The organism is Xanthobacter sp. DMC12, from assembly GCF_056314105.1.
Genome location: NZ_JBQUYZ010000002.1, coordinates 388,178 through 399,873, shown reverse-complemented (window position 1 = coordinate 399,873; position 11,696 = coordinate 388,178). Strand labels below are relative to the sequence as shown.

General features: G+C 65.6%; 12 protein-coding genes and 1 tRNA gene. 2 read left to right on the top strand and 11 right to left on the bottom strand.

What is annotated here, in order from left to right; all coding sequences use genetic code 11:
- Positions 1-42: 42 nt before the first annotated feature.
- Positions 43-849: an oxidoreductase gene (locus ACT535_RS10040; protein WP_476364243.1), complete on the top strand. Its 807-nt coding sequence runs from the start codon at positions 43-45 to the stop codon at positions 847-849.
- 84 nt (positions 850-933) lie between these two features.
- Here ACT535_RS10040 and ACT535_RS10035 read toward each other — a convergent pair whose 3' ends face one another.
- From ACT535_RS10035 to ACT535_RS10000, 8 genes are read right to left on the bottom strand one after another with little or no spacing between them, the layout of a single operon-like run.
- Complete coding sequence (locus ACT535_RS10035; RefSeq protein ID WP_476364242.1) at positions 934-1,407, bottom strand: RidA family protein; 474 nt, start codon at positions 1,405-1,407, stop codon at positions 934-936.
- A 4-nt stretch (positions 1,408-1,411) separates the two neighbouring features.
- Positions 1,412-2,623: a pyridoxal phosphate-dependent aminotransferase gene (locus tag ACT535_RS10030; protein WP_476364241.1), complete on the bottom strand. Its 1,212-nt coding sequence runs from the start codon at positions 2,621-2,623 to the stop codon at positions 1,412-1,414.
- A 51-nt stretch (positions 2,624-2,674) separates the two neighbouring features.
- Entirely contained in the window at positions 2,675-3,679 is a 1,005-nt protein-coding gene (locus ACT535_RS10025) for a threonine ammonia-lyase (RefSeq protein ID WP_476364240.1), read from the bottom strand.
- A gap of 1 nt (position 3,680) precedes the next feature.
- Positions 3,681-4,424 carry an amino acid ABC transporter ATP-binding protein gene (locus tag ACT535_RS10020; RefSeq protein ID WP_476364239.1) on the bottom strand — a complete coding sequence of 248 codons (744 nt, stop codon included), beginning with the start codon at positions 4,422-4,424 and terminating at the stop codon, positions 3,681-3,683.
- Between the two features lie 44 nt (positions 4,425-4,468).
- The gene (locus ACT535_RS10015; RefSeq protein ID WP_476364238.1) at positions 4,469-5,128 is read right to left on the bottom strand and encodes an amino acid ABC transporter permease; all 660 of its coding nucleotides are present in this window, start codon (positions 5,126-5,128) and stop codon (positions 4,469-4,471) included.
- Positions 5,115-5,846: an amino acid ABC transporter permease gene (locus tag ACT535_RS10010; RefSeq protein WP_476364237.1), complete on the bottom strand. Its 732-nt coding sequence runs from the start codon at positions 5,844-5,846 to the stop codon at positions 5,115-5,117. Before ACT535_RS10010 ends, ACT535_RS10015 begins: the two co-directional genes overlap by 14 nt.
- Before the next feature lie 43 nt (positions 5,847-5,889).
- Positions 5,890-6,762, bottom strand: a complete 873-nt coding sequence (locus ACT535_RS10005; RefSeq protein ID WP_476364236.1) for an amino acid ABC transporter substrate-binding protein — start codon at positions 6,760-6,762, stop codon at positions 5,890-5,892.
- A gap of 29 nt (positions 6,763-6,791) precedes the next feature.
- On the bottom strand, positions 6,792-7,496 hold the full coding sequence (locus ACT535_RS10000) for an HAD-IA family hydrolase (protein ID WP_476364235.1): 705 nt from the start codon (positions 7,494-7,496) through the stop codon (positions 6,792-6,794).
- Between the two features lie 213 nt (positions 7,497-7,709).
- Between ACT535_RS10000 and ACT535_RS09995 the strand changes: the two genes are divergently transcribed.
- The gene (locus ACT535_RS09995) at positions 7,710-8,384 is read left to right on the top strand and encodes a GntR family transcriptional regulator (RefSeq protein ID WP_210254432.1); all 675 of its coding nucleotides are present in this window, start codon (positions 7,710-7,712) and stop codon (positions 8,382-8,384) included.
- Between the two features lie 167 nt (positions 8,385-8,551).
- Here ACT535_RS09995 and ACT535_RS09990 read toward each other — a convergent pair whose 3' ends face one another.
- The 3 genes from ACT535_RS09990 to ACT535_RS09980 all read right to left on the bottom strand — a co-directional run bounded on the left by ACT535_RS09990 (position 8,552) and on the right by ACT535_RS09980 (position 11,658).
- Entirely contained in the window at positions 8,552-8,833 is a 282-nt protein-coding gene (locus ACT535_RS09990; protein WP_476364234.1) for a hypothetical protein, read from the bottom strand.
- A 115-nt stretch (positions 8,834-8,948) separates the two neighbouring features.
- Positions 8,949-9,038 (bottom strand) — tRNA-Ser (locus ACT535_RS09985).
- Between the two features lie 190 nt (positions 9,039-9,228).
- A complete protein-coding gene (locus tag ACT535_RS09980; protein ID WP_476364233.1) occupies positions 9,229-11,658 on the bottom strand; it encodes a transketolase in 2,430 nt (809 codons plus the stop codon).
- Positions 11,659-11,696: the final 38 nt, after the last annotated feature.

Here is an 11,696-nt window from a genome sequence, read left to right as displayed (position 1 = left end):
TCCAGCCGCTCTGAATCCAAGCCGCACACCCAAGGAGTAATCATGTCGTCCGAGAAAATCGTCCTCGTGACCGGAGTCTCATCCGGCATCGGTCGCGCCACCGCGCTGAACTTCGCGGCACGGGGCTGCCGCGTCTACGGAACCGTGCGGAACCTTGCCAAAGCGCAAGCCATCCCAAGCGTTACGCTCGTCGAGATGGACGTCCGCGACGAGACCTCGATCCAGCGCTGCATCCAGACCATCATCGCGCAGGACAATCGCATCGACGTGCTCGTCAACAGCGCGGGCGTGACCCTTCTTGGCGCGACCGAGGAGACGTCGATCGCTGAGGCCCAGACTCTCTTCGACACAAATCTCTTCGGCCTCCTGCGCACGATCAAGGCCGTGCTGCCATACATGCGCGACCAGCAGTCCGGGCGCATCGTCAATGTCAGCTCGGTCCTGGGCTTCCTGCCCGCGCCCTACATGGCGCTGTATGCGGCTTCCAAACATGCCGTTGAGGGATTGTCCGAGACCCTGGATCACGAAGTGCGCCAGTTCGGCGTTCGTGTGACGCTCGTCGAGCCGTCCTTCACCAAGACCAACCTTGATCTGAACGCCCCGCAGACCGCGTCCACTATTCCCGCATACAAGAACGAGCGCGGCGTGGTGTCCCGAGCGATCCAGAAGAACGTTCAGAAGGCCCCGGCGCCTGATGCAGTTGCCGCCACGATTGTGCGCGCCGCGCTGGACGGCTGGAAAATGCGCCATACGCCGAAGGGCGAGGCGTCCCTCCTCTCGAAGCTGCGGCGCTTCATGCCCGCCGGCCCCGTGGAGAAGGGACTGAGGAAGACGTTCGGCCTTGGCTGAAGGGTGGTCATCCCGTGCGATGTGTCCGTCTCAAGACGTGCTCATCGTTGTGCGGCCCGACCGACTGGCGCGCTCCACGCGTGGCTAAACGTCGGACTGCACACTCGCAATCATGGAGATTTCCACCACGGCATTTCCGGGCAAGGACGCGACGCCAATCGCGGCGCGGCTCGGCAGGGCTGCATGGATGCGGTCCTGGATATGGCGTGAGGCGATATCCGCGATTTGAGAATGACGCGTAAAGCCCGGCAGGGCGTTCACGTACACCGTCAGGCTCAGGACGGACGCGATCCGCTCTCCGCTTCGCAGCTGCGCCTCTGCGGCCTGCAGGGCATTGCCTGTGGCAAGCCGCACGGCCTCCTCATAGAGGTCCACGGGCGCATCGACGGCGACCTGTCCCGCATGGAGCAGCACCCCATTTCGCCTCGGTGTCATGCCCGAGACGAAAACGAGGTCGTTGTGGCGCCTCGCAGGAACATAGAGCCCCTGGGGCGGGATAGCTTGGCGCGCGGGACGGTCGCCGGTCATCGGGTCGATTTGCGTGGCGTCATTTGGCATGGCGTCATTTGGCATAAAGGTGGGCCATGGCGACGATCCGCTTGGTGGCGGCGATGGCCGATGCGTGATCCTGGGAAAAGTTGAGGCGAATGCTGTGGCCGTGCGGACCGAACTCCGTGCCCGGCGTGACGATCGCATGCGCCTGGTGCCGCAGCAGGCGCACGAAATCCGGGAGGCTCACCGCGAGGTCCGGCAAGGTGGGGAAGACATAGCTCCCGGCCTTCGGCGTGCGTGTGGGCAGGCCCCCATCGCGGAACAGCTGGAGCAGGTCGTCGCGAATGGCCTGGTGCAGGCGGATGCGGTTCGCCATCCAGCCCTCCGGCTCGCTGAACCACGTGCGCAGCACCGCCTGATTGTAGCCCGCCGCCCGCAGCGAGACGATCGCCTGGAGTTTCTCCATGCGATCGATGACGGAGGGCGCGCCGAAGGCGATGCCGAGCCGGTAGCCGGACAGCGACTCCGTCTTGGACGGCCCCATGATGGTGACCACCCGCTCCTCCGGGAGGCCGCAGGCGCGCAGGTGCGTATAGGTTTCGCCATCATAGAGCAGGCGTGAATAGAGCTGGTCGGCGACGACCGTGACATCGAACTCCACCGCAAGATCGGCGATGGCCCGGATCTCGCGGGCGGAATAGACGACGCCCGTGGGATTGTTGGGATTGGAGAACAGGAACACCCTGGCCCCCGCCGCGAACACCTCCCGCAGGCGATCGAGGTCAATGCCCGCCTCCACCGAGGTGGCCATATAGTTCATGGGGACGGGCACCGGCTCCCCGCGCAGAAACTGGACGATCTTGCGGTTGGCGAAATAGTCGGGCTGGACGATGGCGACCTTGTCGCCGGGTGCCACCAGCGCCCCGAGTGCCAGGAAGAGCGCGCCCTGGGTGCCCGGCGTCACGATGGTCCCCGCATCGGGCGACACCGGCGCGCCGGTGAAGGCGGCGAGCTTTTCCGCGAGCGCCGCGCGAATGTCCGCCGCGCCGCGATATTCCGTGTAGGCCTGCCGCCCGCCCGCTTCCACCGCCTCGGAGAACGCCTCAAGCGCGCCCGGCGTCGGGGTGAAGGCGTCCACGTCGCCGTGGGAGAAGTCCACCCGTTGGCCGGGCATCGTCTCGCCGCGCATCAGACGCGACATGTCACCCGCACCCTGGCGGACCTCCTGGCCGGGGGCATTGTCCGTGGCGAGGGCGGCGAACGTGTCGAGGGCGGAAGGCATCGAGGTGTCCTTGATACAGAAGAGTGAGATGGCGCTGGAGCGATCCGGGACTTACGCGGCCCAGCCGAGCGGGGCGGGATCGAGGTCGAGGGCGGCCTTGAACACGCCGGGGTCCACATTGCCGCCGGAGACGATGACGAGCGCTGTTTTCCCACGCACGCGGGTGGGCTCGTTCAGCACGGCGGCGAGCGCGATGATGCCCCCCGGCTCGGTCACCAGCCGCAATTCCTCATAGGCGAAGCGGATGGCCCGCAGCACATCCGCGTCCGAGGCGGTCAACGCCCCCGCGAGGCGCCTGCGGTTGATGGAGAAGGGCAATTCGGCCGGTAGCGGGGCCAGCAAGGCATCGCAGAGGGAGCCGGACAGGGCGGCATTCTTCTCCCGCACGCCGCTGGCCAGTGAGCGGCGCGTGTCGTCGAAACCCTCCGGCTCCACCGCCCAGACCTCCGACCGCGCCCCAACGGCCTCCACCGCGAGGCAGGTGCCGGCGGAGAGCCCGCCGCCACCGCACGGCACCAGGATCGCATGGGGTGCCTGCGCCCCCATCTGCTGAAGGCTCTCGGCCGTCACCGTCGCCTGGCCCGCGATGATGTGGCGATGGTCGCCCGGCGGAATGACCGCCACGGGGGCGCGGGCGGCAATCTCGGCGGCGATCTCCTCGCGCGATTGGCGGTTTCGGTCATAGAGCACGATCTGCGCCCCAGCCGCGCGGGCCTTGGCGATCTTCACGGCGGGGGCGTCCTGCGGCATGACGATGGTGGCGGAAAGGCCCAGCATGCGCGCCACCGTGGCAATCGCCTGGCCATGATTGCCCGTGGAATAGGCCACGACCCCGCCGGGATAGGCCGCCCGGTCGAGCCGCGACAGGCAATTATAGGCGCCGCGGAACTTGAAGGCGCCGGTGCGCTGGAGGTTCTCGCATTTCAGGAAGACGGAGCCGCCGGTCAGCCGGTCCAGCGCGTCGGAGCGCAGCAGCGGTGTTTCCACGGCAACGCCGGCAAGCGCGCGGCGGGCGTCGAGAATGTCCTCGGCGGTCGGGATAGAAAAAGGGTTCATGTCAGTGCGCCAGGATGCGGGAGAGGAAGAGGCGGGCCCGCTCTGATCGCGGCGCCGCGAAGAAGGCCTGCGTCTCGTCGATCTCGACGATGGCGCCCTTGTCCATGAACACCACCCGGTCGGCGGCGGACTTGGCGAAGCCCATCTCGTGGGTGACCACGATCATGGTCATGCCGTCGCGGGCGAGTTCCAGCATGACCGCGAGCACTTCGCCGATCATTTCCGGATCGAGCGCGGACGTGGGCTCGTCGAACAGCATGGCCACCGGGTCCATGGCCAGCGCCCGCACGATGGCGATGCGCTGCTGCTGGCCGCCGGACAATTGCGCGGGATAGGCGGCTTCTTTATCCGCGAGGCCGACACGGGCAAGAAGCGCGCGCGCCTTGGCCTCAGCCTCCGTCCGCGGGCGCTTCAAGACATGGACCGGGGCGAGGCAGATATTCTCCAGCACGGTCAGGTGCGGATAGAGCTCGAAATGCTGGAACACCATGCCCACCCGCGCCCGCATCCGGGCCGCCGCCCGCCCGCGGGAGGGCAGCGCCTCGCCCTCGATCCACACCTGGCCGCGCTCGAACTCCTCGATGCCGTTGATGCACTTGACGAGGGTGCTCTTGCCGGACCCCGACGGGCCGCAGATGACCACCACTTCACCCCGGCGCACGGTGAGGCTGCACTCCTTCAGCACCTCCAGAGGGCCGAAGCTCTTGCTCAGCCCTTCCACCTTGATCATTTCATGCGAGGTCATCGGCACATCCATGGCTGGAGGGTGTGTGGGTCCAAGGCAGGGCATCATGCGGGCCGGGACGCGCGCTTCAGCCGCCCAGCGAGCGCATTGCCGAGCTGGCAGATGGCGAGATAGACGAGCGCCGCGAACACGTACATTTCGACGGGGCTGCTCGTATTGTTCGCAACAATACTGACAGATGTCATGAAATCGTGGAGCGATACCACGTAGACGAGCGCCGTGTCCTGGAACAGGATCACGCCTTGGGTGACCATGAGCGGCGCCATGTTGCGCAGGGCCTGGGGCAAGGCGATGAGCCGCACCGTCTGCAGATAGCCGAGCCCCGAGGCCTTGGCCGCCTGCCATTGGCCCACCCGGACGCTTTGCAGGCCCGCCCGCATGATCTCCGAATAATAGGCCCCCTCGAACATGACGAAGGCAATGAGCACCGAGTACAGCGCACCGACCGAGCGCCCCAGCAAAAGGGGAACCAGGAAATAGAACCAGAAGATCACCAGGATCAGCGGAACGGCGCGGAAGCCGTTCACATAGAGCGCGGCGAAAGGCGCGAGCACCGGCACGCGGGTCAGCCGCACCAGCGCGATCGCAAGCCCGAGGACGATGCCCCCCGCCATGGCGATGGCGGTGAGCAAGACGCTGAGACCCAGGCCTTGAAGCAGGAAAGGCAGGGAATTGGTGATGGGCGCAAGGTCAGAAGCGGACATGGAGGCCCCCTGAAGTGGTGCCCGGCAGCGCGACGCGCCGCTCGATGGCCCGCATGATCACCGTGACCGTCATGGCGATGGCCACATAGAGGATCGTGGCCGCCGTGAAGGCCTCGAAGCCCTGATACGTGATGCTTTGGATCTGCTGCGTCTGGGTCGTCAGTTCATAGACGCCGATGGTGAGGGCCACCGACGAATTCTTGAAAATGGTCAGGATTTCGGAGGTCAAAGGCGGGATGATGATGCGCAGCGCCTGCGGCAACAGCACCAGCCGATAGGCCTGAAGCTGCGACAGCCCCGCCGCCTTCGCCGCCATGCGCTGGCCGCGCGGCATCGCATCGATGCCCGCACTCACCTGGACAGCGATGCGGGAACTGGTGAACAGGCCGAGCGCGACGATGGCGGTGACGATTTCCGGATAGGGAAGATCGCGCTTGAGCCAGTGGCCGGCGCCTGCGGGCAGCAGTTCCGGGACCACGAAGAACCACAGGAACATCTGCAGCAGCAGGGGAATATTGCGGAATACGCTGATATAGGCGCCGGTCACCGCACGAAGGACGGCATGGTCCGAACTGCGCAGGACACCGACCGCGGTCCCCACCGAGAGCGCAATCACCAGCGCGCTCAGGGAGATGGCGAGCGTGAGGGCGAGGCCCCAGCCAAGCCACTGTAGATAGGGCTCCTGCAGGAGGACGCCCCAGTTCCAGGAATAGGTCATCGCGGCATTCTTCTGTCAGGGCGCAAGACGTTGGCGGGACGCGCTATTCCGGAACGGCGATGATGTGGAAAACGGTCTCGAGATCCGGCGAGAGCGGAACTCCCATGGGCCCGAACCATTTGGTGTAGAGCGCCTGGAGCCGGCCGTCGCGCGCCATGCGCGAAAGGGTGGCATTCACCAGGGACAGGAAGACGGTGCTGTTCTTCTGCACCAGAAGCCCATAGTAATCATAAGACAATGGCGCACCGACCACCTTGTAGTCGGAAGGATTGGGCGCCTTGCCGCGCAGGCCGAAGAGCAGGATGTCGTCGGTGGCGAATGCGTCCACGCGGTCCGTGGAGAGGGCGAGGAAGCCTTCCGCATTGTCCTTCACCGGCACGATGCGGATATTCAGCTTGTCCTTCTCGATGAGCGAACGGATCAGGCGCTCGGGCACCGAATTGATGGGCAGGGCAATGACCTTGCCGCCCAGGTCCTTCAGTTCGCCAATGCCCGACTTGTCCTTCACCAGAAGGCGGGTGTGGGAGATGAAGAAGGGATAGGAAAAATCCACCTGACCTTGCCGGGCGATGGTGTTGACCGCCGACTCGCAGGAAATGTCGACGGTTCCATTGGCCACCAGTGGAATGCGGTTCTGCAGGTTGACCGGCACCATCTTGACCTGAAGATCGGGGAGGCCGAGCGCCGCCTTCACCGTTTGGGCCACTTCCAGGCAGATGTCGGTGGAATAGCCCTGCGGCTTGCCCTGGGCATCGACGAAGGAAAAGGGAATGGAAGCGTCGCGATAGCCGATGGAGATGGCGCCCTTCGCGCGAATGCGATCCAGCACCCCATCGCTCGACTGGGCCTGCGCGGCGGGGAGGAAAAGGAGCGAGGCGATGACCGCGCCAATGGCGGCCGACAAGGCATGGTTCATGGTGTCCCCTCTGGTTTTTATGTGGGCACTCAACCGATGGCTTCGAGCATTTCCGCAAGGCTCGAGACGGTGAGGTCCGGCCGCGCCTCCGCCGCCCCCTCGCCGGAGAGGCCGAGCAGACGGTTGGGCCGGTTGATCCAGATGGAGGTCAGGCCGAACCGGTTGGCGGGTGTGATGTCGGCGCGCAGGCTCTGGCCCACATGAAGAATGCGCGAGGGATCGATTCCCTGTACGGCGAGGTCCGCGAGCGCAGTCTGAAAATGCTCCGGGCTTGGCTTGTAGGCGCCCACGCGCTCTGCGGTGACCACGATATCGAAGGTAACGCCCATCTTCGCGCAGGAGGATGCGAGGGACGGATTATCGATATTTGACAGTGCGCCGATCTTGGCGCGGGCCTGCAGCGCCTTCAGCCCCTGAGGCACGTCGGAATACGCGGGCCAGTGATGGGGGGTGGCGGCGAAGGCTTCGCGAAGGTCAGGGTCGGCAGGCAGTTGCAGTTCGCTGGCGATGCGGTCGAAGCAGCGCCGCAGAACCTCAGGATAAAGGTGTGCGGGGCGTTCTTTCTGGATGTCCGCGCGGGCGCGGTCGAACGCCATGATGAGATCCTCATCGCTGGCGACGACGCCGGATTGCTCCGCCCAGCGGCCGAGAAAGGCGGCGATGGAGGGCTCCCAATCGATAAGCGTGCCATAGACGTCAAAGGTCACGGCATCAAAGTCGGCGAGGCGGATCATGGAGAGAAGCTGTCCGTCTAAATTAGCGATAATCGCTAATTACGGAAACGGCTCCGCCCCGTCAAGGACCTGCGCGCCATGTCGCCCCGCAAACGGCACGGAATGGCCCTACAGGGCTTTCGTCAGGATCGAACCGGGGCTATCACTCACCAAGACACGGGTATCGTGCCGCACTGCGGACGCGAGGCACTATCGCTTGAAGGTGAAGGCGGAATGGTCGATCTGCATGAGGTGGATAAAAGCCGCGAGACGCCGACGCTCGGCCGCACGGCCTCGGCCATCGTGTGCGATGAACTGCGCAACGCGATCATGCACAATCGGCTCAAAGGCGGGGAAAGGCTCCGGCAGGATGCCTTGGCCACGCAATATGGCGTCAGCCAGATGATCGTCCGCGAAGCGTTTCGCCAGCTCACGGCCGAAGGCTTCCTCAAGGCGGAGCCGCGGCGCGGGGTCAGCGTGGCGAAGCTGAGCGCCGACGAAGCCTGGGAAATCACCCAATTGCGCGCCCTGCTGGAATGCCAGGCCCTGCGATGGTCGATCCCCAACATGGTGAGGTCCGACTTTCAGCAGTGCGGGCGCACATTGGACGATCTCGACGCCGCCGGCACCGTAGACGCCAGAATTCTTCTGAACGCCCGATTTCATGAGCTTCTCTACGCGCCCGCACGCAAGGAGCGCACGCTTGAGCTCATCAAGAATTTACGGCTGAATTTCGAGAGGTACCTGCGCTTTACATGGGAGGAGACCCATCACTCCGAGCAATCACAGATCGAGCATCGTGAAATATTGCAGCGCTGCGAAATGAGGGACATTGAGCGCGCCTGCGATACGTTGCGGATTCACATCCTTGCTACAGGGGATTTGCTTGTTGAAAGCCTTGGGAAATGATTTCAAATCGGATTGGATCTGTAAATATTGATTGAGTTATTTTAAAATACAGCACTGAAGGAAGGCGTTATTTATTATTAAATAGCTTTCGTTTCTCTACTTACAGGCTCCACTTTATCAGGAATTGGCCGATACAGCACGCCTGGGTGGATTTGGGACAATCAAGATCAGGTCCCACGTGTGACGATCAAGCCGCCGAACCGGTTCTGGCTATCCGTGGCGATCAAAGGGGCGGGCGCGACGGTCTCCTCGAACACCCGCCGCCACTCCCGGGGACCGACCTGCTTCCAGATGATCAGCTTGCAGCCGCCGGTCGAGCAGTCCACTCCTTTACCCATGCCGTCGCAGCCGTGCTGAGAAGACAGGAGAATGTCTGCGCCACCGGCATGATCCAAGTCGACGAACGAAAGACCGGTTTCGGCCGAGCCGTAGGCGGCCCGCCCTCGCATAAGATGGGGAGCTTGTAATTGGCTACCGTGCTGTACCGTCTTGCTGTACCAAAGACGGGCTGCGCGAACGAGTTGGCCGATTGGCGCCAGTGAAATCAGGCGCCTACAGGGAAACTGGCGGAGAGGGAGGGATTCGAACCCCCGATACGGTTGCCCGTATGCCGCATTTCGAGTGCGGTGCATTCGACCACTCTGCCACCTCTCCGCAGAGCCGGCGCCGGAGGAAATCCGCGAGGATATCCATGACGCCGGTGGCGTGGTCGTGCGCTTCTAGCGGACGTTTGGGCGGAGGACAAGCGGTCGCGCGAAGGTCACGCGGGAACATGAACGGATCTTCGCAGCCGGAGCAGGGAAACGCCGGAGTCCAGCGCCACCAGTAGGTGAGGCGCGGCCCCTCACACCGCCTTCAGGTGCCGCAGCGGCCGGCCGGACGAGATGCCCTGCGCGGCGGCGATGATGGCGGCGGTGTCGAGGCCGTAATGGGCATAGAGATCGGCGAGCGTTCCGGTCTGGCCGAAATGCTCCACGCCCAGCGCCCGCACCCGGTGGCCGGCGACGGCGCCGAGCCAGCCGAGCGTCGCGGGATGGCCGTCGATGACGGTGACGAGCCCGCAATGGCGCGGCAGGGGAGCCAGCAGCCGCTCCACATGGCTCTCAGCCGCCGCGAACCCGCGCTCGCGGGCGCGGGCGGCCGCCGTCCAGCCGGCGTTGAGGCGGTCGGCGGAGGTGACGGCAAGGAGGCCCACATCGCGGCGGTCCTCGGCGATGAGGGCCACCGCATCGATGGCCTCGGGCGTCACCGCCCCCTGCACCGCGATCACCACATCGCAATTGGGACCCGGCTCGCGCAGCCAGTAGGCACCATCCACGATGGCGCGCTTCTGCGCCTCGGTGAACACGCGCTTCGGCTGCTCCAGCGGGCGGGTGGAGAGGCGGAAATAGACCGAGCCGCCGGTCTCGTCGCGCAGCCAGTTGCGCTCGTCGGCGGCGCCCTCCCCGTCGCGCTGCACATAGTCGAAGGCAAATTCCATCAGCACCGCCAGCTCGTCCACGAAGGCCGGTTCGAAGGCGGCGAGGCCATCCTGCGCCATGCCGATGAGCGGTGTGGCGATGGACTGGTGCGCCCCGCCCTCGGGCGCCAGCGTGATGCCGGAGGGCGTCGCGACGAGGATGAAGCGGGCATCCTGGTAGCAGGCATAGTTCAGCGCATCGAGCCCGCGGCAGATGAAGGGGTCATAGAGCGTGCCCACCGGCACGAGGCGGGCGCCGAACAGGGAATGGGACAGGCCGAAGGCCGAGAGGGTCAGGAACAGGTTCATCTCGGCGATGCCGAGCTCCATGTGCTGGCCCTTGGGCGAGAACTCCCAGGCGAAGGTGGAGGGAATGCGCTCGCGGCGGAACACGTCGGCCAGCGCCTCATGGGCGAAGAGGCCGCGCCGGTTCACCCACGGGCCAAGGTTGGTCGAGACGGTCACATCAGGCGAGGTGGTGACGATGCGGTCGGCGAGCGGGCTGTCGCCCTTCGCCAGATCCTGCAGGATGAGGCCGAAGCCGGCCTGGGTGGAGATGCTGGGATTGGGCGGCGGGGCGAGCGCGGGCACGGCGAGCGCCGGGTCGGCATAGCGGCGCGGGCCGCCCTGCGCGAAGGGCACGCGATCGAGGAAGGCGCGCAGCGCGCCTTCAGGGTGCGTCAGCCCCTCGAAGGGTTCCCACTCGCGGCCGGCGCCCACGTTCATGGACGCGCGCAGCGCCTCCATCTGGGTCGGGGTCATGAGGCCGGCGTGGTTGTCCTTGTGGCCGGCCAGCGGCAGGCCGAAGCCCTTGACCGTGTAGCAGAGGAAGGCCACCGGGCGGTCGTGGTCGATGGCATCGAAGGCGGCGATGAGGGACGCGATGTCGTGGCCGCCGAGATTGGTCATCAGCGCGGAGAGTTCGGCATCGGTCCGCCGGGCGATGAGGGCGGAAACGTCCCCCTGGTCGCCGAGATCGTCCATCAAGCGCTTGCGCCACGCGGCCCCGCCCTGGAAGGTGAGGGCCGAATATTCGGCGTTCGGGCAGGTGTCGATCCAGCGCTTCAAAGCCTCCCCGCCCGGCTCGGCGAAGGCGGCCTGCTGCAGGGTGCCGTACTTCAGCACGACTACCTGCCAGCCCATGGCCTCGAAGATGCCGGTGAAGCGCTCGTAGAGGCCTTCGCGCACCACGCCGTCGAGGCTCTGGCGGTTGTAGTCGATGATCCACCAGGTGTTGCGCACCTCGTGCTTCCAGCCCTCCAGCAGGGCCTCGAAGACGTTGCCCTCGTCCAGCTCCGCATCGCCCACGAGGGCGATCATCCGCCCCTTGGGCCGGTCGCCGGCGAGGCCGTGGGCGTGGACGTAATCCTGCGCGAGGCTGGCGAACAGCGTCTGCGCCACGCCGAGGCCCACCGAGCCGGTGGAGAAGTCCACGTCGTCGGCATCCTTGGTGCGCGAGGGGTAGGATTGGGCGCCCTTGAAGCCGCGGAAATTCTCCAGCCGCGCGCGGTCCTGCCGGCCGAGCAGATACTGGGTGGCGTGGAAGATGGGGCTGGCATGGGGCTTCACCGCCACCCGGTCTTCGGGGCGCAGCACGTGGAAATAGAGCGCGCTCATGATGGCGGCCAGCGAAGCCGAGGAGGCCTGATGACCGCCGACCTTGAGGCCGTCCGTGCCGGGCCGCAGATGGTTGGCGTTGTGGATCATCCAGCTCGCCAGCCACAGCACCTTCTTCTCCAGCTCGGCCAAAACCGCGAGATCGGCGGCCGACGGCGGGGTCTTGAGGGCGGGTGGGGTGGAACGGGGGGAGGCCATGGCGTTTCCTCGGCGCGGATGTTTTCGGGACCGGAGCA

Bases quoted from the DNA above. Each gene is read 5' to 3' on its own strand.
- ACT535_RS10015 (WP_476364238.1), bottom strand. From the start codon at position 5,128: ATGTCCGCTTCTGACCTTGCGCCCATCACCAATTCCCTGCCTTTCCTG.
- ACT535_RS10020 (WP_476364239.1), bottom strand. From the start codon at position 4,424: ATGACCTCGCATGAAATGATCAAGGTGGAAGGGCTGAGCAAGAGCTTC.
- ACT535_RS10000 (WP_476364235.1), bottom strand. From the start codon at position 7,496: ATGATCCGCCTCGCCGACTTTGATGCCGTGACCTTTGACGTCTATGGC.
- ACT535_RS10005 (WP_476364236.1), bottom strand. From the start codon at position 6,762: ATGAACCATGCCTTGTCGGCCGCCATTGGCGCGGTCATCGCCTCGCTC.
- ACT535_RS10025 (WP_476364240.1), bottom strand. From the start codon at position 3,679: ATGAACCCTTTTTCTATCCCGACCGCCGAGGACATTCTCGACGCCCGC.
- ACT535_RS10010 (WP_476364237.1), bottom strand. From the start codon at position 5,846: ATGACCTATTCCTGGAACTGGGGCGTCCTCCTGCAGGAGCCCTATCTA.
- ACT535_RS09980 (WP_476364233.1), bottom strand. From the start codon at position 11,658: ATGGCCTCCCCCCGTTCCACCCCACCCGCCCTCAAGACCCCGCCGTCG.
- ACT535_RS10035 (WP_476364242.1), bottom strand. From the start codon at position 1,407: ATGCCAAATGACGCCACGCAAATCGACCCGATGACCGGCGACCGTCCC.
- ACT535_RS10040 (WP_476364243.1), top strand. From the start codon at position 43: ATGTCGTCCGAGAAAATCGTCCTCGTGACCGGAGTCTCATCCGGCATC.
- ACT535_RS09995 (WP_210254432.1), top strand. From the start codon at position 7,710: ATGGTCGATCTGCATGAGGTGGATAAAAGCCGCGAGACGCCGACGCTC.
- ACT535_RS10030 (WP_476364241.1), bottom strand. From the start codon at position 2,623: ATGCCTTCCGCCCTCGACACGTTCGCCGCCCTCGCCACGGACAATGCC.
- ACT535_RS09990 (WP_476364234.1), bottom strand. From the start codon at position 8,833: ATGCGAGGGCGGGCCGCCTACGGCTCGGCCGAAACCGGTCTTTCGTTC.